The sequence below is a fragment of the Streptococcus sanguinis genome (assembly GCF_050225395.1).
In the GTDB taxonomy this organism is placed as follows: Bacteria; Bacillota; Bacilli; order Lactobacillales; family Streptococcaceae; genus Streptococcus.
The window spans coordinates 1,564,803-1,586,078 of the sequence record NZ_CP071431.1 but is presented as its reverse complement, the minus strand read 5'-3'; the positions used below and the strand labels follow the sequence as shown (position 1 = coordinate 1,586,078).

Below are 21,276 nucleotides of genomic sequence, written 5' to 3'. Positions count from 1 at the left end.
GCGCAAGTACGTCCGCCTCAACGAGCGCGTCTGTAAGTGCAAGTACTTCGGCTTCCACGAGCGCGTCAGTTTCAGCAAGTACGTCCGCCTCAACGAGCGCGTCAGTTTCAGCAAGTACGTCGGCTTCAACCAGTGCGTCCGTAAGCGCAAGTACGTCCGCCTCAACGAGCGCGTCAGTAAGTGCCAGCACATCAGCATCAACGAGTGCGTCTGTATCAGCAAGTACGTCCGCCTCAACGAGTGCGTCAGTGTCTGCCAGCACGTCAGCGTCGACAAGCGCGTCCGTATCAGCAAGTACGTCAGCGTCGACAAGCGCGTCAGTGTCTGCCAGCACATCAGCGTCAACGAGTGCGTCTGTATCAGCAAGTACGTCCGCCTCAACGAGTGCGTCAGTGTCTGCCAGCACGTCAGCGTCGACAAGCGCGTCCGTATCAGCAAGTACGTCAGCGTCGACAAGCGCGTCAGTGTCTGCCAGCACATCAGCGTCAACGAGTGCGTCAGTATCTGCAAGCACGTCCGCATCGACAAGTGCGTCAGTATCTGCAAGCACGTCTGCCTCAACGAGCGCATCAGTATCAGCAAGTACATCCGCGTCGACAAGCGCGTCCGTATCAGCAAGCACGTCCGCCTCAACGAGTGCGTCAGTGTCTGCCAGCACGTCAGCGTCGACAAGCGCGTCCGTATCAGCAAGTACGTCAGCGTCGACAAGCGCGTCAGTGTCTGCCAGCACATCAGCGTCAACGAGTGCGTCTGTATCAGCAAGTACGTCCGCCTCAACGAGTGCGTCAGTGTCTGCCAGCACGTCAGCGTCGACAAGCGCGTCCGTATCAGCAAGTACGTCAGCGTCGACAAGCGCGTCAGTGTCTGCCAGCACATCAGCGTCAACGAGTGCGTCAGTATCTGCAAGCACGTCCGCATCGACAAGTGCGTCAGTATCTGCAAGCACGTCTGCCTCAACGAGCGCATCAGTATCAGCAAGTACATCCGCGTCGACAAGCGCGTCCGTATCAGCAAGCACGTCCGCCTCAACGAGTGCGTCAGTGTCTGCCAGCACGTCAGCGTCGACAAGCGCGTCCGTATCAGCAAGTACGTCAGCGTCGACAAGCGCGTCAGTGTCTGCCAGCACATCAGCGTCAACGAGTGCGTCAGTATCTGCAAGCACGTCCGCATCGACAAGTGCGTCAGTATCTGCAAGCACGTCTGCCTCAACGAGCGCATCAGTATCAGCAAGTACATCCGCGTCGACGAGTGCGTCTGTATCAGCAAGTACGTCCGCCTCAACGAGTGCGTCAGTGTCTGCCAGCACGTCAGCGTCGACAAGCGCGTCCGTATCAGCAAGCACCTCCGCATCGACTAGTGCGTCTGTAAGTGCAAGTACTTCGGCTTCCACGAGCGCGTCAGTTTCAGCAAGTACGTCCGCCTCAACGAGCGCGTCAGTTTCAGCAAGTACGTCGGCTTCAACCAGTGCGTCCGTAAGCGCAAGTACGTCCGCCTCAACGAGCGCGTCAGTAAGTGCCAGCACATCAGCATCAACGAGTGCGTCTGTATCAGCAAGTACGTCCGCCTCAACGAGTGCGTCAGTGTCTGCCAGCACGTCAGCGTCGACAAGCGCGTCCGTATCAGCAAGTACGTCAGCGTCGACAAGCGCGTCAGTGTCTGCCAGCACATCAGCGTCAACGAGTGCGTCAGTATCTGCAAGCACGTCCGCATCGACAAGTGCATCCGTATCTGCAAGCACATCAGCGTCAACGAGTGCGTCAGTATCAGCAAGTACGTCCGCGTCCACAAGTGCGTCGGTAAGTGCCAGCACGTCTGCGTCAACGAGCGCGTCAGTAAGTGCAAGTACCTCAGCCTCAACAAGTGCATCCGTATCTGCAAGCACATCAGCCTCAACTAGCGCGTCAGTCAGCGCAAGTACCTCAGCCTCAACAAGTGCATCCGTATCTGCAAGCACATCAGCTTCAACGAGTGCGTCAGTATCAGCAAGTACTTCAGCGTCGACGAGTGCATCTGTGTCTGCCAGCACGTCAGCTTCAACGAGTGCATCAGTTTCAGCAAGCACGTCCGCGTCGACGAGTGCATCAGTTTCAGCAAGTACATCGGCGTCCACAAGTGCATCGGTAAGTGCAAGTACGTCCGCGTCCACAAGTGCATCGGTAAGTGCAAGTACGTCAGCGTCGACGAGTGCCTCAGTTTCAGCAAGCATGTCAGCGTCCACCAGCGCGTCAGTGAGTGCAAGTGAATCAGCCTCAACAAGTACATCAGTGAGTGCCAGCACGTCCGCTTCGACCAGCGCATCGGTAAGTGCAAGTACGTCTGCTTCAACGAGCGCGTCAGTGTCAGCAAGTACGTCTGCCTCAACGAGCGCGTCAGTGTCAGCAAGTACGTCTGCTTCAACGAGCGCATCAGTGTCCGCAAGCATGTCAGCATCCACGAGTGCATCAGTGAGCGCAAGTACTTCAGCCTCCACGAGTGCGTCAGTATCCGCAAGCACGTCCGCTTCGACCAGCGCATCAGTATCCGCAAGTACGTCTGCCTCCACGAGTGCGTCTGTATCTGCCAGCACGTCCGCGTCTACTAGCGCATCAGTGTCCGCAAGCATGTCAGCCTCCACGAGTGCATCAGTGAGCGCAAGTACGTCTGCTTTAACCAGTGCATCTGTGTCTGCAAGCACGTCCGCATCGACAAGCGCGTCAGTATCAGCAAGTACGTCCGCTTCAACTAGCGCATCCGTATCTGCAAGTACGTCCGCGTCCACCAGCGCATCAGTGAGTGCAAGTGAGTCGGCTTCAACTAGCTCATCTGCGAAAGCGAGTGAATCAGCGTCGACGAGTGCATCCGTAAGCGCAAGTGCTTCAGCATCGACAAGTGCGTCTGTATCTGCAAGTGAATCAGCCTCCACGAGCGCGTCTGTATCCGCAAGCGAATCGGCTTCAACGAGTGCGTCAGTAAGTGCAAGTACCTCAGCGTCGACGAGTGCGTCAGTATCCGCAAGTGAGTCCGCGTCTGTATCTGCAAGTGAGTCCGCTTCCACGAGTGCGTCCGTAAGTGCAAGCACGTCAGCCTCAACCAGCGCGTCTGTCTCCGCAAGTGAATCAGCGTCAACGAGTGCATCCGTAAGTGCAAGTACGTCTGCGTCCACCAGTGCGTCTGTCTCCGCAAGCACGTCAGCGTCGACCAGTGCATCCGTATCTGCAAGTACGTCGGCTTCAACGAGTGCATCCGTATCTGCGAGCGAGTCCGCGTCGACGAGTGCGTCTGTCTCCGCAAGTGCGTCTGCCTCAACTAGCTCATCTGCGAAAGCGAGTGAATCAGCATCCACGAGCGCATCAGTAAGCGCAAGCACATCCGCTTCGACGAGTGCATCCGTATCTGCGAGCGAGTCCGCGTCCACCAGCGTGTCCGTAAGTGCCAGCGAATCAGCGTCAATGAGTACATCTGTATCTGCAAGTACGTCCGCTTCGACTAGTGCGTCAGTATCTGCAAGTGAATCAGCGTCAACGAGTGCATCAGTAAGTGCAAGTGATACAGCTTCAGCTAGCAGCTCTATATCCGCAAGTGAATCCGCATCAATCAGCGAATCGACTTCAGTTCAGGCTTCTGTCTTAGCGTTGGCAAGTAGATCTGCTTCAGTAAGTGCTTCAGAATCCGCAAGTACTTCGGCTAGTCTGTCTGGTTCAGAAAGTGCTTCGATTAGTGATTCTCAGTCAATCAGCGAGTCGACTTCACTGAGCACTAGCACATCAGTCTTGCATAGTCAGCTGGATCTGGTTCATGAGAAGGAATTCTACTCACTAAGCCTTTCTACAAGTGAGTCACTGTCAGCGGTAGTCAGCCTCAGCGAGCTTGCCCGTGTCAGTCAGTCTGTATCGGAAAGCCTGTCTAAGAGCCTGTCAGCTAGTCAGAGCACATCTGAAAGTCTGTCCGCTTCAGCAAGACAGTCTGAGTTGGATCTGATTTCCAGAGGTCGTCTGCCTCAGACAGGGGAGACGGAGAGCAAGGCTTCCATCCTGGCTTTAGGCTTAGGAGCATTGGGCTTGGCCTTCAAGAGACGTAAAAAGAAAAGCGACTCTGAGGAGTAGCAGTAAATAGAGCCGATCAGTTTATCTTTTAGTCCGTCGAAATTTCACTCAGTTAGTAAGTTGAGGAAGTGATGAATAGCGCAAGCCATTAAGGAAATCATGTCATGATTTCTGGTGCTTGCTTCCTAAAATCCTAGACTAGAAACTAGTAAAAAGAAACCGAGAGGCAATAGAAACAGGAAGTTTTGACAACTTCCTGTTTTTTTGACAATTTAGTAGAAAAAAGTGTTCTTTATTGTGCAGGAAAATCCTTGAGAATATAGATTTTTTGGACAATATTTTATATAATATCAAGTATAGAAATGATGTTTTAGAGTTTATGAAATGAAAGAGTAAGGGAAGAAATGAAAACGATTGTTTTGGTTGGGGATCAGGCCTATCAGGAGCAAGTTTCGACTACAATTAAGTCGATTTTATATTACAATAAAAATGTAAAAATCTATGTTTTCAATCAGGGATTGAGTGACGAATGGTTCCGTGATTTTAATGAGCTGGCCGAGCAGCTGGACAGTGAATTAGTCAATATCAGCTTGGACCAAGTGACTATCAGTCCAGAGTGGCTGACTCAGGACCATATCAGCTCAGCAGCCTATGCACGCTATTTCATTCCGCAGTTTGTAGCAGAGGAGCGCGTCCTTTATTTGGACAGCGATCTTGTGGTCAATAGAGATTTGCAGCCTTTATTTGATATTTTTCTAGAAGGCAAGCTTGTTGCAGCGGTTGGAGATGCTGGTGGTTACGGGTTTAACTCTGGAGTTCTGCTAATTGATAATCGAGCATGGAAAGAAAGGCAGCTGCAGGAGACCTTTATCAAGGAAACGGATCGCATCATGGGCTTGGTCCAGTCTGGTCAGATGGAGGATTTTAACGGCGATCAGACGGTTTTAAATCATGTGTTAGCTCAGGACTGGCTTGCCTTGGATAAGATTTACAATCTGCAGGTCGGCCATGATTTGGTGGCCTTTTACAGCGGCTGGAATGGTCATTTTGAGCTGGACCAGGAACCTCTGATTATCCACTATACCACCTTCCGCAAGCCTTGGAACTCGGAAATTAGTTATCGGTACCGTCAGCTTTGGTGGGACTTTCAGGCTTTGAGTCTGGAGGATGTTTTAGCCCATCATCGGGGAGAGTTTGAGATGCAGGACCGTTGGGAGAAGGCCGCTCTCAACTGTATGCTCCTGACAGATGTGCAAGAGCTAGAGCAGATTGAGTTTTTAGCCCAGTCCCTGCCTAGCGTTCATTTTTATATAGCCTGTTACACAGATATGGGAGATTATCTGCGTTCTTTGGATCGCTATGAAAATATCCATCTCTATCCGCAGGTTATCCATGCAGTGCTGGATGAGCTCATTGATAAGTGCCAGGTCTATTTGGATATTCACCATGGGAATGAGCACTATGAACTGAGTCGTCGTTTCAAGGCACTTGGCAAGCCAGTTCTGGCTTTTGACAATACTAAGAAAAATGAAAACGAAGAACTAGTCTATCCCCATGAGCACCCTCAGGAGATGGTGAGAAAGCTGTGCAGTCTGATGAAAAAAGAGAAGCCGCAAGCCTTTCGGGCTGTGGTGCTGGCGGCTAATGCTGCCTATAGTGAGCAGGTCTTAACCACCATTAAGTCCATCGTTTGCCACAATCGCTTTATCAAGTTTTATGTCATCAACAGTGACTTTCCAACAGAGTGGTTTGTCAGCATACGGAAAAAGCTGGCCAAGCTGGACTGCCAGATTGTCAATGCTCGGGTGGATGGCAGTCATATTAGTCAATATAAGACAAATATCCATTATTCAGTTTTTTTGAGATATTTTACGGCTACTTTTGTACAGGAAGATCAAGCTCTTTATTTGGACTGCGATATCGTAGTAACACGTGATTTATCAGAAATTTTTGCAGTTGATTTAGGTTCCTATCCGCTTGGAGCGGTAAGAGATCTGGGTGGAGAAGTATACTTTGGCGAGCAGATTTTTAATTCAGGCGTTTTACTAATTAATGTGAACTACTGGAGAGAAAACGATATTGCGGGTCAATTGATTGAGATGACTGATAACTTACATGATAAAGTTACTCAGGATGACCAAAGCATTCTCAATATGCTCTTTGAAAACCGCTGGCTTGAGCTGCCTTTTGCTTATAACTGCATTACGCTGCACACGACCTTTTCGGACCATGAGCCTGAAAAAGGTCTCTATCCGCCGGTGATTCACTATCTGACCGAGCGCAAGCCTTGGAAAGAGTATACCCAGTCTATCTATCGTGAGGTCTGGTGGTTCTATCAGGGACTGGATTGGTCGGATATGCAGGAGCCAGTCGGAGCCCTGACTCAAAAGATGGTGGAAGGGGAAGATGGCTCAAGCCTGTCCTGCCTAGTCTACACCTACTCTTGTGAACTGATGCATATCAACTATCTGATTCAAGCCCTGCCTGCCTGTCATTTCTACATCGCTGCACCGGTAGTGGTAGCAGAGCCAATCACGCGTCTGCTCCAGTATCCTAATGTCAGCGTCAGTTCAGATATAGCGGGCATTCCGGCTCTCTTGGAGTCGCTGGAAGCCAAGTCTCAGCTGCTGCTGGATATCAATGCCGGTGATGAGGTCGGAGATATTATTGCTCGCTTTAAGTCTGCTGGCAAGCCAGTCTTTGCCTTTGATAGTACAGTCCATGGCCAGCAGGGGCAGGAAGTCTTTCCAGCTGATAACCCTGAAGTCATGGTGCAGGCTATTGAGAAGCTGGGCTTAGCCGAGCCTGAAGAGCGGCAGATTTCTGTACTCTCTATCGACCAATCACTGGATTATCTCTTGGAGAAAGGTGCTTCAGTCCTTCGCTTTGGAGATGGTGAGATGGATTTGATTGCGGGCCGCAGTATCGTCTATCAGGATTTTGATCCAGAACTGTCAGCGCGCTTGAGAGAGATTATGTCTATGGAGAGCGATGAGCGTTTGATGATTTGTCTGCCTGATGTCTTTACAGGACTAGAGCGCTATTCCATTGATGCCCAAAATTTTTGGAGTTTAAATCATTTGCCACATTTTCTTGAAAAATATAAAAATATCTGCCGAGCACCTTGGTACGGATCGACTTTTATTTCCCGTCCTTACATCGACTTGGAAGATAAGACGCCGTCTGCAGGCTATTTTGCAAAGCTCAAGCAGCTATGGGAGGACAAGGATCTCTTGATTGTAGAGGGCTTGACTTCCCGCTCTGGTGTGGGCAACGACCTCTTTGACGGGGCTAGGTCCATCAAGCGGATTATCTGTCCTTCTCGCAATGCCTACAGCAAGCTGGAGGCGATTAAGCAGGCTGTTCGAGAACATGCGGACAATCGTCTGATTTTGACTATGCTGGGTCCAACTGCCAAGGTCTTGGTCTATGATCTAGTACAGGAAGGTTATCGGGCGCTGGATATTGGGCATATTGACTCAGAGTATGAATGGTTCCAGATGGGAGCTAGCCACAAGGTCAAGCTGTCGCACAAGCATACGGCTGAGCACAACTTTGATCAGGATATTGAGTTTAGAGATGACCAGGCTTACGACAGTCAGATTCTTGCCAATCTGGCTCAGGAATGAAGATTAGAAAAAGAATATGAAAGTTAATATTACCAACCTATACGGCATGTCTGGCCAGAGTACGGCCTTGATTGCCCAAAATGATGTAACCCAGCTGGCTAAACAACTAGGCTTTAATGAGCTGAGCTTTTACTTTTATGATATATACAGCGACAGCCAGTCAGAGCTGAGTACCCGTCTGGATGGCATCATGGCGAGTGTAGGCTATGGCGATGTCGTGATTTACCAGTCGCCGACTTGGAATGGCCGAGAGTTTGACAGGGCCTTTATCACTAAGCTCAAGATTTTGCAGGCTAAGCTAGTGACCTTTATCCATGATGTGCCACCGCTGATGTTCCCCTCTAACTACTATCTGATGCAGGAATATATCGACATGTATAATCAGTCCGATGTGGTTATCGTACCTTCTGAGCAGATGCGGGATAAGCTAGTGGCAGAGGGGCTGACCGTGGACAAGATTTTAGTCCAGCGCATGTGGGATCATCCCTATGATTTGCCCCTGCACCAGGCTCAGTTTGAGCCTAAGCTGTATTTCGCAGGAAGTGTGGAACGTTTTCCGCATCTGAGCAACTGGTCTTATGCTACGCCGCTGGAGATTTTTTCGCCTGAAGAAGAGTCAAATCCAGAGGCCAATGTCAGCTATCGCGGCTGGGTCAGCCGACCAGAGTTGCTCTTGGAACTGTCCAAGGGTGGTCTGGGTCTGGTCTGGGGTGTTGAGGAAAATCCAGCAGACGAGCCAGAATACTATGGTCTCAATATCTCTCATAAGTCTGCCACTTATCTGGCAGCTGGGATTCCGGTCATCGTCCCTTCTTACCTGTCCAATGCGGAGCTGATTCGCGAGCGCGGTCTGGGCTTTGTCGTAGACAGTCTGGAAGAAGCCAGTCGGATTGTAGAAGGCTTGACTGCCGAGGAGTATCAGGCTATGGTCGAGCGGGTTAGAAAGTTCTCTTTCCTGCTCAAGGAAGGTTATTTTAGCAAAAAAGTCTTAGTAGATGCGGTCATGGAAGTTTTATCTTAGAGTTTTTCCAGCCATTGTCATGAGGAGTCAGTGTGAAGTCATTTTTTAAACCGGTCATTATCAAGAAGTTTCTGTGGACCTTATTTTTCTTATTTATCTATGTCTTGGGAACCAAGCTGACCCTGCCCTTCATCGATATGAGTAAGGCAGCTGCCATGGACGGGACCTCTGCGACCTTGAACTATGCGACAGCCCTGATGGGGGGAAATCTGCGCAGTATGTCGCTCTTTTCTGTCGGCCTGTCTCCTTGGATGTCATCTATGTTAATCTGGCAGATGTTTGCTGTATCCAAGCGCCTAGGCTTGAGTAAGCTCCCTCTGGAAGTACAGGAAAGGCGGCGGATGCTGCTGACCTTGGTCATTGCCTTGATACAGTCTGTGGCCCTGGTCCTAAACCTGCCACTGCAAGAAGCAGGTGGGGTGGATATGACTACGATTATCGTCTTAGATACCTTGGTCTTGATGGCTGGGACCTACTTTCTCATCTGGCTGACGGATTTGAATGCTGCTATGGGACTTGGCGGCTCCATCATGATTGTCATGGCCAGCATGATTGCCTACATTCCGCAGGATATTTGGAACTCCATTCAGGAGCTGAAGATTTCTTCACTTTGGCTGGCCTTGATGCTGGTTTTTAGCCTAGTCTTTCTCTATCTGGCTGTTACAGTTGAGCGGTCCAAGTACCGAATACCAGTCAATAAGATCAATATCCATAACCGTTTCAAGAAATACTCTTATCTGGATATTCGTCTGAATCCTGCTGGTGGGATGCCGATTATGTACGCTATGACCTTGGTCAGCATTCCCCAGTATTTCCTTTTGATTATCCACTTTCTCCAGCAAGACAACCAGCTGATTGAGCAGTGGATAGAAGCACTGTCTATGGGAAGTCCAGCTTGGTTTATCCTCTATCTGCTGACTATTTTCATCCTGGCGCTGGCCTTTGCCTTTATCAATATCAGTGGCGACCAGATTGCTGAGCGGATGCAAAAGAGTGGAGAGTATATTGAAAATGTTTATCCGGGAGGAGCAACCCGCCGGTATATCAATGGTTTGGTGACCTATTTTGCACTAGTGGGGGCTTTCTATCTTATCCTGATTTCTGGCCTGCCTATGATGGTGGTGCTTCTGGACATTCGCTATCTGCGGCTCAGTATGATTCCGGGGATTTTTATGATTTTTATCGGAATGGTCTTTTCTATTAAGGACGAGGTGGAGGCCTTGACGCTTAATGACCGTTATCGTTCATTGTTGTAGGAGAAATTATGTATTACTTTATTCCTTCATGGAGTGGCAGTGGGAATCGGGTTTGGCACCGGGATATTATCCCTTGGTATCGCTCTATGCAGCGATTGGAGTTTGATGATACCATTCATCAGATTCGGATTTTTCAAAGTGAAAATCTGCCCGTTCAGCTGCTTTTGCCAGCCTATATGCCGCATGCCCGCTATCTCTTGCATCGGCAGGATATTTTTGAGACGGACTATTACTCGGTATTTGATGAGATTCAGGGAATCCAGTCTAAAGAAATGCAGGTCCTGCAAATCAAGGATCTGGACTGGGAGCCAGACTGCGAGTTTGTTTATACGCCCTTTCTAATCATGGTTCGCAGGCAGGGCCAGCTCTATGCCCATGTCGAGTTTGGAGTAGAAGGCTTTATCAGCTTCATCAAGTTTTTCAAGGATGACCAGCTGGAGAAGTTTTATATCTTTGATGATCGGGGCTTTGTCTCCAGTATCACCTATTATGAAGAGGGGCAGCCCCTTTATCAGGACTACCTGCAGCCAGATGGTGACTGGCGAATTCGTGAACATCTGAAGCCTGACGACAGTCGGGTAGAGGTCAATCCTGCTTACTTACTGGACTTTGATAAGCTGGAGTATGAGCGGATGCCAGACTTGATCTTGGAGAAATTAGGCCACTATATCGAGCGCAATGCAGGAGAGGACAGCCGTTTCGTCCTGGCAACACATCCCTTATACACTCAAGCTATTTTGCGCTTGTTGCCCAAGAATGTTCAAATCATTCTCAGCTTTTTCCACGAGCGCAATCATACGGTAGATTGGCAGGATCTGGAGGCGGATTTGCAGCAGGCAGATCTAGTCTTGACTGATCGTATGGATTTCAAGAAGGCTATTCAGCGCTACCTTCCTGGGCAGGCTCAGAAGGTGCATTACCTGTCGCCTTTTGATACTCGTCTGCAGCTGGGCAAGAGCCAGCGTCGTCGTGAATCCAAGATTTTTTATCAGATTAATCTGGAAGAAGGGCTTAATGACTATGCCATCTTCAAGGTTCTCCACTATGTGGCCAAGCATCCGGATACAGAGCTGACTATCGGTGTTTACAATGCTTGGCAGGAAGGAATCCAAAAGGTGGAGACCAAGGTGCAGGAGGTTATTGATGAATATCTGAATCAGTATGAATTTGTCAAGAACTACCGCCGCAGTGAGCAGGCTGAGAATGCCCTGCTGGAAAATCAGGAGCAGGACCTCCGTTTCACCATTAAGAATATCACGGACGAGCTCAGCTTGATTCAGGAGCTGGATGATACACGGTTAATTATTGACCTGAGTGAGCAGCCCAATCTCTATACGCAGATTGCTGGTATTTCTGCTGGGATTCCGCAGATTAATCTGGTGGGCTCGGACTATGTGACCCATCTGCAAAATGGCTATATCTTAGACTCTATCTCTGATGTTCCGACTGCTGCAGAATATTACTTGGAAGGTTTGAAAAATTGGAACCAGGCCCTGATTTATTCTATTGAAAAAATCCATCATAATACTGGTCTGGAGCTGATTGGCCGGTGGGAGCAGTGGCTCAAGGAGGCTGAGAATGCAAAATAAGCTGAAAATCTTACAGATTGGCTCAAGCGACTGGAGCAAGGAGCTTGCCATTCCAGACAATATGGCTTGGTATTATTTCTTTCCTAACTCCAATCTAGCTATCAAAAAGGTCATGGAGATGGATAAGATTGGCAAGTTTGATGCGATTCTGGTGGACGATTTGCGTCGAATCCCAGATTTGTTTATGATTGAAGACAAGATTGTCCCCCATACGGTTTTCTATGATCAGCAACAGGAAACCCAGGAAGCGGATATTGAATATTTCCTCAAGCGTCACTGCGCTCAGCCAACGGATATGAGCGATCGAGCTGATCTAGTCCGCAAGCTGTCCAAGGCTCTCTTTTCCGGCCAGTATGGGGATAAGATGACCCCGCTTGATATGGTCGTTAGCCCTGGATTTCGGGGCAAGATTTGCTACAATGGCTATGAAAATCTGGAGCTGGAAGGTGACTTTGGTCAGGACTTTCAGCCAATCCTGTCTTGGAAATACAATATTATTGCCAACAAGTTCAATCCAGTTGAACTCTGGCTTGAATATGAAAAGTCAGGCAGCTGTGAGCTGCGGTTGCGTCTCTATAATATCCAGGAAGGCTCGACTGCGGACATTTCTCGCGAGACTGTTTTCGCAGAAGAGGATATGCGGGAATCCATGGTTCTGGACAATGACTTTACTTCCTATCTGGGAGTTAGTCTGGAGGCTAGAGGAGAGGGACGGATTCAGGTCGGTGCTCTGCATCAGCGTCTAACCCGCTTTGAGTTTGGCAAGTATGTTCTGGGTGGGAAGATTTTTCGCGATAGCCACCGTCAGGAGATTAATTACTTCTTTTATCCGGGAGATTTGAAGCCGCCTTTGGCTGTTTATTTTTCTGGTTACCGTCGGGCGGAAGGCTTCGAGGGCTTTGGAATGATGCGGAGTTTAGGCTGTCCTTTTCTCTTGTTTTCAGATCCGCGCGTGGATGGCGGTATGTTCTATCTGGGCAGTCAGGAGCTGGAGAGCAGTATTCATAAGATTATCCAAGAACATTTGGACTTTCTGGGCTTTACCGAGCGGGATCTGATCCTATCGGGCATGTCGATGGGGACCTACGGTGCGGTTTATTACGGTTCGGAGTTTCGTCCGCGGGCTATTGTTTTGTCCAAGCCCTTGGGAAATCTAGGCACTATTGCCCAACGTGGCCGTTTACGCCTGCCTGAGGTCTTTCCGACGGCTCTAGATGTCCTTCACCGTCACACGGGTGGCAAAGATAAGGAGCATGTAGAGGAGCTGAATCGCCGCTACTGGCGTAAGTTTGAGAAGGCTGATTTCAGCCGGACGACCTTTGGTATCGCCTATATGAAAGAAGAGGACTATGATCCGACGGCCTATGAGGACCTGGTGGCAGCTCTTCATCTGACTGAGGCCAAGCTGATTAGCAGAGGTGTCCCTGGCCGGCATAATGATGACTTAACTGTGTCTGTGTCTTGGTTCATGAATTATTATCGAATGATATTGGAAAAGGAATTTGGGAGAAAGAAATGAAGATTCAAAAAAGAAAGGGAATTTACTGGGGAGAGCTGAGAGGGGTTTCGGCAGCTGGTAAAATGACTGACTTTACCTATCTTTATGGCACTACCCTTATTATTCATTCCCCTTCACATGTATTTTTTGAAAATAAACTGATGGCCTCCGGACAGACCATCCATGAATGGTCTTCCAAATGGAACTATCAGCGAGACCGGCAGGTGCCTGCTCTCCCCTTGCTCAAAAAGGGAGCTCGCTATTGCCTGTCTAGAGATATGACCACCTATCCTGAATCCAGCGTCTTTCTGAAAACCATCTTCTTTGACCGCTATGATAAAGAAATCAGTAATCAAGTGGAGCGCTCGGAGAGTATGATATTTACCTACCCAAACGAAGCCTATAGCTATAAGGTTCAGCTGCTTAGTGCAGGAGTTGAGTCCTTAGAGTTTCATTGCCTAAACATTGACCAAATCATAGAGGAGTCTGATGATTAAAAATCATTTTCAAATTCAGCGCTTAAAGAAAATCTTAGCCAAAGTCAAGAGCTTTGAGTCAGAAATGGCCGGCTTGTCAGACGCTGATCTGCGAAAGAAAACACAGGAATTTAAGGAGAGATTGGCCGCAGGTGAAACTTTAGACGACTTGCTGCCGGAGGCTTATGCTGTGGTGCGGGAAGCGGACAAGCGGGTGCTGGGCATGTTTCCCTACGATGTTCAGGTTATGGGGGCGATTGTTCTCCATGAGGGCAATGTCGCTGAGATGGCTACGGGAGAGGGCAAGACTCTGACGGCTACCATGCCGCTCTATCTCAATGCCCTGTCTGGTCAAGGAGCTATGCTGGTGACCACCAATACCTATCTGGCTCTGCGGGACGCTCAGGAAATGGGGCAGGTCTATCGTTTTCTTGGGTTGACTATTGAGGCAGCGGTGGTAGCTGATGAGACTGAAAAGCTGACGCCCAAGCAGAAGCGGCTGATTTACCAGGCGGATATTGTCTATACGACCAATAGTGCCTTGGGCTTTGACTATCTGATTGAAAATCTCGCAGAGAATAAGGATAGCCAATATCTTAGTCCTTTCAATTATGTCATCATAGACGAGATTGACTCCATCCTCTTGGACAGCGCTCAGGTGCCTTTGGTTATCTCTGGTGCTCCTCGGGTTCAGTCGAACTTCTATAGTATCATGGATACCTTCATTACGACTTTGAAAGAAGACGAGGACTACCACTACGATGACGAGAAGAATGAAGTCTGGCTGACATCGAAAGGTATTCTGGCGGCTGAGTCTTTTCTTGACTTGGAGCATCTTTTCTCCAAGGAAAATCAAGAGTTGGTCCGCCACCTCAATCTAGCCTTGCGGGCTCACAAGCTCTACAAGAAGGACAAGGACTATGTTGTTCGTCAGGGTGACAAAGAGGCAGAAGTTGTGCTTCTGGATCGCTCAACCGGCCGTCTGCTGGAAATGACTCGGCTTCAGGGAGGCCAGCACCAGGCTATTGAGGCTAAGGAGCATGTCAAGCTGACGGAGGAAACGCGGGCCATGGCTTCCATTACCTATCAGAATCTCTTCCGGCTCTTCCGGAAAATCTCTGGTATGACTGGAACCGGCAAGGTGGTGGAGAGCGAGTTTATGGAGACTTACTCCATGTCTGCCATCAAGATCCCGACCAACCAGCCAGTTATTCGACAGGATTTGCCAGACCAGCTTTACCAGACCCTTCCAGAAAAAGTCTTTGCTTCTCTGGACGAGGTCAAGCACTACCATGCTCAAGGCAATCCGCTCTTGATTTTCACCGGCTCAGTGGAGATGTCAGAGATTTACTCATCCCTACTGCTGAGAGAAGGCATCGCCCACAATCTGCTCAATGCCAACAATGCGGCGCGTGAGGCACAAATCATCGCTGAGTCTGGGCAGAAAGGTGCGGTGACGGTGGCTACATCCATGGCCGGCCGCGGTACGGATATAAAGCTGGGACCAGGTGTCGCAGATTTAGGCGGCCTCGTGGTGATTGGTACTGAGCGGATGGAGAACCAGCGGATTGACCTACAGATTCGTGGGCGTTCAGGCCGCCAAGGTGATCCGGGAATTAGTAAGTTCTTTATCTCGCTAGAGGATGACCTGCTCAGGAAGTGGGGACCAGACTGGCTCAAGAAGTTCTACAAGGACTACTCAACCGAAGAAGTTCAGCAGCATCCAGTCCAGCTGGGACAGCGCCGCTTTAGACGGTTAGTGGCTAAGGCTCAGAGAGCTAGCGAAAGCAGCGCCAAGATGTCCCGTCGGATGACGCTGGAATATGCCCAGTGTATGAAGATTCAGCGGGAGATTACCTATGCTGAGCGCAATCGCCTGATTCAAGCTGAGGAGCAGATTGATGAAGAAATCAGCCGTGTCCTCAGTCAGGTTATTCATCAGGCGGCCTATGAGCAATCTTATGGGACGCGGGCAGACCTCTATCGCTTTATCTTAGACCATTTCAGCTATCATGCTGAGCGTATTCCTTATGATTTCGATATTTATTCGCCGGAGAAAATTGCAGAGCTCTTGCAGGATATTGCCGAGCAGGAATTGCAGGCAAAGAAAGCCTATCTCAAGTCTGACAAGCTCTTTACCCATTTTCAGCGGGTCTCCGTTCTCAAGGCTATTGATGAGAACTGGGTCGAGCAGGTGGACTATCTGCAGCAGCTCAAGACAGCCTTAAGCGGTCAGCATTTCTCTATGAAAAATCCTCTGGTAGAATATTATCAAGAGGCTTACGATGGCTTTGAATATATGAAGGAGCGCATGAAGCAGCAGATTGTCAAGAATCTTTTGATGAGTGAATTGGCACTCAACCCTAAAGGAGAAGTCATCATGTACTTCCCGTAAGACGAGGAGAATATGACAGTATATAACATCAACTTAGGCATCGGCTGGGCCAGCAGCGGTGTGGAATACGCCCAAGCTTATCGGGCCCAGCTTCTGCGCAGGATTCAGCAGCCGGCTAAGTTTATCTTTATGGATATGATTTTAGCGGATAATATCCAGCATCTGACGGAAAATATTGGTTTTCTGGATGAGGAAGTTATCTGGCTTTATAATTACTTTACTGATATCAAGATTGCACCCACGACGGTGACGTTGGATCAGGTGCTGGCTCAAGTCGCAGGTCAGCCGGAGCGCTCGGAGAGAGAGGGCAAGATTGTCCGCTATTTCTATCCGCAGGATGATCAGTTTATCACTTGCTATCTGCGGCAGGAAGATCAGGACTTTGTGGAGCATGTGGAGTATGTCTCGCGGGGGAGATTGATTCGCAAGGATTATTTCTCCTATGTCCGCTATGCCAGTGAATATTTCGCGCCCCACAATGACGCCGCAACCCTCTACCAGCGCCGTTTCTACAACGAAGACGGCAGTGTGGCCTATGACATGCTGATAGAGGATGGTCAGGAAGAGCTCTATCGCTTTCCGGATCGGATTTTCTATTCCAAGGCTGAGTTGGTTCGTTATTTTCTCCAGTGTTTGCAGCTGCAGGCAGATGATGTGGTCATCTTGGATAGGGAGACTGGGATTGGTCAGGTTGTCTTTGAGGAGAGTCAGAAGGCTAAGCTGGGAGTAGTGGTCCATGCGGAGCATTTTAGTGAAAATGCCAGCAGCGACGACTACATTCTCTGGAATAATTTCTATGACTACCAGTTTACCAATGCTGACAAGGTGGATTTTTTCATCGTGGCAACAGAGGCTCAGAAAACGATTCTAGAGCAGCAGTTCCAGCATTACTCAGACAAGCAGCCCAAAATTGTCACCATACCGGTGGGAAGTCTGGACCAGCTGACTTATCCCAAAGATCCTCGCAAGCCTTTCTCCATGATTACGGCTTCGCGTCTCGCTACGGAAAAGCATATCGATTGGCTAGTGGCAGCGACTGTCCAAGCACAAGCCCAGCTGCCTGAACTGACTCTTGATATTTACGGTAAGGGGGGCGAAGAGGAGAAGCTACGTCGCAGGATTGAGGAAGCAGGAGCTCAGGACTACATTCTGCTCAAAGGGCATGCAGATTTAAGTCAGATTTATGCAGGCTATGAGCTTTATCTGACGGCTTCAACCAGCGAAGGCTTTGGTCTAACGCTCATGGAAGCGGTTGGCTCGGGTCTGCCCCTCATTGGCTTTGATGTCCGCTATGGCAATCAGACTTTTATCGATGATGGTAAAAATGGTTATCTGCTGCCGGTCAGTTCCAATCAGGTCGAGGATCAGATTATTGCCGCTTTTGTGGAGAAAATAGTAGCTCTCTTTAGCCAAGGACGCCAGCAGGAGATGAGCCAACACTCTTATCAAGTGGCCGAGAATTATTTGACCAGCCGGGTTGAAGCGGCTTGGTCCCAGCTTTTAAAGGAGGTCAGAGATGATTCAGCTCTTTGATTATTACAATCAGGAAACCCAGGATCTGCATGATTCCCTCCTTGCAGCTGGCTATGACTGTCCGACCATTGTCATTGAGGCCAATGGCTTTCTCCCGGACGATATGATTTCCCCCTATACTTATTTTTTAGGGGATGAAGAGGGAGCAGACCACCCGCTCTTTTTCAATCAAGTGCCAGTGCCACCTTTCTGGGAAATCACAGGCGACCATCAAGCGGCGCGTGTCAGTGACATGGGAGAAGAAAGGGCACGGATTCACTATGCCAGTCAAGCCAAGGGGCGCTTGGTCAAACAGGTGGATTGGCTGGATAAAAAAGGCCAGCTGCGAATGAGTGAGCGCTATAATAAGCAAGGCCGCTGCTTTGCCAAAACAGCCTACAAATCAGGCCAGGAGGCTTTCAACACAACCTATTACAGTACTGATGGTCAGGAGCGTATCGTGGAAAATCACGCCACCGGTGACATCATCCTGACTCTAGATCAGGAGCCGCTGCGGATGTTCAAAAGCCGAGTAGATTTTATCCATTTCTTTTTAGAGCGGCTAGACTTTGACTTGGATCACATTCTCTTTAATTCGCTGGCTTATTCTTTCCTAGTTTCCCACAGCTTGACAGGTCGAGCTGGGCAGGATATTCTCTTTTGGCAGGAGCCTCTGTATGACGAGCTGCCAGGCAATATGCAACTGATTCTGGAAAATAGTCAGCTGCGGGCGCAGACCATTGTCATTCCAGATCTGGCGACTTATGAAAAGGCCATGAGTTTAGCTGCAGCTGACCAGCAGCAGAAGTTCCTGCATCTGGGCTATCATTATGACTTCAAGCGGGACAACTTCTTGAGAAAAGATGCCTTAATCCTGACCCATTCGGATCAGATTGAAGGCTTAGAGTTTTTGGTTCAGGCCTTGCCGCAGCTAGTCTTTCGCATTGCTGCCCTTACGGAAATGTCGCCTAAACTCTTGTCTATGCTATCCTATAAGAATGTCGTCCTTTATCAAAATGCTAGTCTCAAACAGATCGAACAGCTCTACTTGGAATCGGACATTTATCTGGACATCAATCACGGAGGTCAGGTTCTGCAGGCAGTGCGCAAGGCTTTTGAGAACAATCTCTTGATTCTAGGCTTTGAGCAGACCCTGCATGACAGGCACTACATTGCCCAACAGCATATTTTCGACAGCAGCCAGCCAGCTCAACTGGCATCAACTTTGGAAGAAGCCTTATCTGGTGTTGAGCAGATGCGGTCAGCTTTGCAAGCTCAAGGTCGGCATGCCAACGATGTACCCGTCAGTCTTTATCAGGAGACTCTCCAAAGCTTGTTAGGAGGTCAACATGGCTAAAAAAGATTTATTTCATAAGGATATTGAGGGGCGGTTAGATGAGCTCAAGCATGGCAAGCCCAAGAAAGAAAAGGCCAGCTTGGGTGAAAATCTCAACAAGGCTTTTGTCATCGCCTTGGGCTTGATGATCTTGATTGGCTTGATTTTTACATTGATTGGAGTCTTGAGGAAATAAAATGCAAACAATATTGATTACACTTACCATTGTAGCAGCCCTTGTCTTGATTTTGCTGGTTAGTCTTCTTCCCAGAGAGAGCCAGCAATTTTACAGAGACACCAATACATCGATTGGCAAGTCAGGTTACTGGGAAACCCACCTCGCAAAGAAAATCTTAGTTCTTTTGGCAAGCCTTGCCCTGATTGTGCTCATGATTTTCTTTATGATTCAATCCATCTAGCATCTGTCTAGGAAGTTACTCAGACGACTGCTAAAAAAGAAAGACCCTCTATTGCAGACAATGGAGGGAATTTTTATAGGCTGATTTTTTATGTAAAGGTTTTAATTTCTGAAAGCACCTTGATATTTTTCTGAAAAGGAGTAAACTGGATATACTAGTGATGGAGGTTTGGTATGAAATTATACGTTCAGTTGATGATTATTTTTATGATTTCCCTCGTTGGAGAAGGAATTTCAAGTGTTTTCCACCTGCCAGTTCCGGGCAGTATCATAGGTCTGGTTTTGCTGTTTTTGGCTCTGCAGTTCAAGCTCCTGCGCCTGCGTCATATCAGCATGGTTGGCAATTTTCTCTTGGCAAATATGACCATTCTTTTTCTGCCTCCAGCAGTTGGTATCATGGATAAATTTCAGGTCATCGCGCCTTATCTGCTGCCGATTATTTTGATTGTTTTAGGAGCAATTGTGCTTAATGTCTGCGTGATTGCAGTTGTGGTGCAGCTGATTAAGACTCGTTTTGAAGGAGATTATGAGGAAGGAGACGCCAGCAATGTCTGATTTATGGAGCAACCCTCTCTTTGGCCTTGCCTTGTCTATTTTGGCCTATCTGTTCGGCCTATTGATTTTTCGGAGATTTCCTCATCCCTTGACAACACCTTTGTTGATTGCAGCAGTTTTGGTTATTGCTTTTTTGAAACTATCAGGGATTTCCTACAAGGATTACTATGTCGGCGGCTCCTATTTAAACAACCTAATTGTGCCATCTACGGTTGCTTTGGGGATTCCGCTTTACAAGACTTTTCATTTGATGAAGCACCATGCGCGCAGTATTTTGATTGGGACCTTTGCGGCAGTTGTAGTCAATACCAGCTTCACTGCTCTGCTGGCTAAGTTTTTCGGCATGGATTTCTTTCTGGCTGTTTCTCTTTTTCCGAAATCTGTCACAACGGCCATGGCTGTCGGTATCACAGACAAGCTGCAAGGTCTTGCTACAGTGACATTAGTGGTGGTTGTTGCGACGGGCATTCTGACCAGTGTCTTAGGACCAACGCTTCTTAAGCTCTTAAAAATTACAGACCCGGTAGCTATCGGTCTAGCTTTAGGTGGAACTGGCCATGCGGTAGGAACGGGAACCGCCTTTAAATACGGCCAGGTCGCAGGAGCTATGGCAGGACTTGCGATTGGCGTGACCGGCCTCATGTACGTTCTGATCAGCCCCATCGTGGCAGCCATTATTCTGAAGTAAAAATAAACAAGGTTGAAACGTTTTGTTTCAACCTTGTTTTGCTTATTGCAGATTTAGTTTGTTTTTTACGATGGCATAGATTGTAAAATAGAAACCAAAAATTTTGACCAGTTCAAAGACGATTCGGATAATAAGAAAGGCATCTAGCATCATTTCAAAATCCGTATCGGAGTGACTATAATCGTATGGAGAAAATAGGCCGTACGGATTTAAGAAACTAGGTAAGAAGATTGACAGGACCGCCAGAACACTCCAAATCAAAAATCCGAAAAGCACAGCCATCATAATCCGATTCTTCTTAAATAGCTGTCCGACTGAGATTGCTAGATAAAAGAAGAGGATACCAGAAAGGATTTGAAGGAGATTAAGGAAGCCGTATTTGACAATCCAAAGCCACAGATTTGGGATTTCACCAATATATTTAAAAATTTCATTAAATGAATAGCCTGTAATAGCGAGGGCAATGCCAAAAATGACAAGGCCGCTAATAAACATGATCAGCATACACAAGAGGGTCCAAACAAATGCGGAAAGAAGCTTAGACAGAAGAATCTGATGCGGCGTAACCGGCAAGGTCCAAGTCAGGTAGCCTTCTCGCCCAAAAACATTTTTATAAAATCGACGGATGATAATGATGGTATTGGACAGAAGGACAGCGCAGGATGCAGAAAACAGCAAGAGGAAGAGTAGGTATAAAGTGACAATAACACCACTAGTAGCCATTGGGTAGTCACTATAGCGTTCCATGACCTCAGGTCTCAAGCTGCTGCCAGTTATAAATCCCATCAAGATAGATAGAGTGAGAAGAATGGCAAAGGTGATACAGTACCATTTGTAATTAGACTTAAAGTCGTATTTAAAGAGTTTTCCGAACATATAAT

At 48.3% G+C, this 21,276-nt stretch carries 14 protein-coding genes and 1 pseudogene; 14 read left to right on the top strand and 1 reads right to left on the bottom strand.

Features of this window, described 5'->3' with window-relative positions; genetic code table 11:
* Positions 1–2,105: 2,105 nt before the first annotated feature.
* From J1C81_RS07675 to J1C81_RS07610, 14 genes and pseudogenes are all read left to right on the top strand, one after another.
* Positions 2,106–4,082 (top strand): annotated as a pseudogene (locus J1C81_RS07675) (LPXTG cell wall anchor domain-containing protein); the annotation flags it as partial.
* A gap of 344 nt (positions 4,083–4,426) precedes the next feature.
* Entirely contained in the window at positions 4,427–7,651 is a 3,225-nt protein-coding gene (locus J1C81_RS07670) for an SP_1767 family glycosyltransferase (RefSeq protein ID WP_002915537.1), read from the top strand.
* 16 nt (positions 7,652–7,667) lie between these two features.
* Positions 7,668–8,672, top strand: a complete 1,005-nt coding sequence (locus J1C81_RS07665) for a sugar transferase (RefSeq protein ID WP_002915534.1) — start codon at positions 7,668–7,670, stop codon at positions 8,670–8,672.
* Between the two features lie 32 nt (positions 8,673–8,704).
* Positions 8,705–9,928 (top strand): accessory Sec system protein translocase subunit SecY2, encoded by a 1,224-nt coding sequence (secY2, locus tag J1C81_RS07660; protein ID WP_002915533.1) that lies wholly within the window; start codon positions 8,705–8,707, stop codon positions 9,926–9,928.
* 8 nt (positions 9,929–9,936) lie between these two features.
* A complete protein-coding gene (gene asp1, locus J1C81_RS07655) occupies positions 9,937–11,517 on the top strand; it encodes an accessory Sec system protein Asp1 (protein WP_002915532.1) in 1,581 nt (526 codons plus the stop codon).
* Positions 11,507–13,036 (top strand): accessory Sec system protein Asp2, encoded by a 1,530-nt coding sequence (asp2, locus tag J1C81_RS07650; RefSeq protein ID WP_002915531.1) that lies wholly within the window; start codon positions 11,507–11,509, stop codon positions 13,034–13,036. Before asp1 ends, asp2 begins: the two co-directional genes overlap by 11 nt.
* Positions 13,033–13,512, top strand: coding sequence for an accessory Sec system protein Asp3 (gene asp3 / locus J1C81_RS07645; protein WP_002915529.1), 480 nt, complete (start codon positions 13,033–13,035; stop codon positions 13,510–13,512). The genes asp2 and asp3 overlap by 4 nt, the downstream gene beginning before the upstream one ends.
* Complete coding sequence (secA2, locus tag J1C81_RS07640; RefSeq protein WP_002915528.1) at positions 13,505–15,886, top strand: accessory Sec system translocase SecA2; 2,382 nt, start codon at positions 13,505–13,507, stop codon at positions 15,884–15,886. The genes asp3 and secA2 overlap by 8 nt, the downstream gene beginning before the upstream one ends.
* 12 nt (positions 15,887–15,898) lie before the next feature.
* Positions 15,899–17,419, top strand: a complete 1,521-nt coding sequence (gene gtfA, locus J1C81_RS07635) for an accessory Sec system glycosyltransferase GtfA (protein WP_002915527.1) — start codon at positions 15,899–15,901, stop codon at positions 17,417–17,419.
* Positions 17,403–18,755, top strand: coding sequence for an accessory Sec system glycosylation chaperone GtfB (gene gtfB, locus J1C81_RS07630; RefSeq protein ID WP_002915526.1), 1,353 nt, complete (start codon positions 17,403–17,405; stop codon positions 18,753–18,755). Before gtfA ends, gtfB begins: the two co-directional genes overlap by 17 nt.
* Positions 18,748–18,930: an accessory Sec system protein Asp4 gene (asp4, locus tag J1C81_RS07625; RefSeq protein ID WP_002910118.1), complete on the top strand. Its 183-nt coding sequence runs from the start codon at positions 18,748–18,750 to the stop codon at positions 18,928–18,930. Before gtfB ends, asp4 begins: the two co-directional genes overlap by 8 nt.
* Position 18,931: 1 nt before the next feature.
* Positions 18,932–19,153, top strand: a complete 222-nt coding sequence (gene asp5 / locus J1C81_RS07620; protein ID WP_002915525.1) for an accessory Sec system protein Asp5 — start codon at positions 18,932–18,934, stop codon at positions 19,151–19,153.
* Positions 19,154–19,326: 173 nt separating this feature from the next.
* Positions 19,327–19,707: a CidA/LrgA family protein gene (locus tag J1C81_RS07615; RefSeq protein ID WP_002900667.1), complete on the top strand. Its 381-nt coding sequence runs from the start codon at positions 19,327–19,329 to the stop codon at positions 19,705–19,707.
* Positions 19,700–20,395, top strand: coding sequence for an LrgB family protein (locus J1C81_RS07610; RefSeq protein WP_002915524.1), 696 nt, complete (start codon positions 19,700–19,702; stop codon positions 20,393–20,395). Before J1C81_RS07615 ends, J1C81_RS07610 begins: the two co-directional genes overlap by 8 nt.
* A 42-nt stretch (positions 20,396–20,437) precedes the next feature.
* Here the strand turns inward: J1C81_RS07610 and J1C81_RS07605 are convergent, their stop codons facing one another.
* Positions 20,438–21,271: a hypothetical protein gene (locus J1C81_RS07605; RefSeq protein WP_002915523.1), complete on the bottom strand. Its 834-nt coding sequence runs from the start codon at positions 21,269–21,271 to the stop codon at positions 20,438–20,440.
* Positions 21,272–21,276 lie beyond the last annotated feature (5 nt).

Bases quoted from the DNA above. Each gene is read 5' to 3' on its own strand.
- J1C81_RS07670 (WP_002915537.1), top strand. From the start codon at position 4,427: ATGAAAACGATTGTTTTGGTTGGGGATCAGGCCTATCAGGAGCAAGTT.
- J1C81_RS07665 (WP_002915534.1), top strand. From the start codon at position 7,668: ATGAAAGTTAATATTACCAACCTATACGGCATGTCTGGCCAGAGTACG.
- asp1 (WP_002915532.1), top strand. From the start codon at position 9,937: ATGTATTACTTTATTCCTTCATGGAGTGGCAGTGGGAATCGGGTTTGG.
- asp2 (WP_002915531.1), top strand. From the start codon at position 11,507: ATGCAAAATAAGCTGAAAATCTTACAGATTGGCTCAAGCGACTGGAGC.
- asp3 (WP_002915529.1), top strand. From the start codon at position 13,033: ATGAAGATTCAAAAAAGAAAGGGAATTTACTGGGGAGAGCTGAGAGGG.
- secA2 (WP_002915528.1), top strand. From the start codon at position 13,505: ATGATTAAAAATCATTTTCAAATTCAGCGCTTAAAGAAAATCTTAGCC.
- gtfA (WP_002915527.1), top strand. From the start codon at position 15,899: ATGACAGTATATAACATCAACTTAGGCATCGGCTGGGCCAGCAGCGGT.
- gtfB (WP_002915526.1), top strand. From the start codon at position 17,403: ATGATTCAGCTCTTTGATTATTACAATCAGGAAACCCAGGATCTGCAT.
- asp4 (WP_002910118.1), top strand. From the start codon at position 18,748: ATGGCTAAAAAAGATTTATTTCATAAGGATATTGAGGGGCGGTTAGAT.
- asp5 (WP_002915525.1), top strand. From the start codon at position 18,932: ATGCAAACAATATTGATTACACTTACCATTGTAGCAGCCCTTGTCTTG.
- J1C81_RS07615 (WP_002900667.1), top strand. From the start codon at position 19,327: ATGAAATTATACGTTCAGTTGATGATTATTTTTATGATTTCCCTCGTT.
- J1C81_RS07610 (WP_002915524.1), top strand. From the start codon at position 19,700: ATGTCTGATTTATGGAGCAACCCTCTCTTTGGCCTTGCCTTGTCTATT.
- J1C81_RS07605 (WP_002915523.1), bottom strand. From the start codon at position 21,271: ATGTTCGGAAAACTCTTTAAATACGACTTTAAGTCTAATTACAAATGG.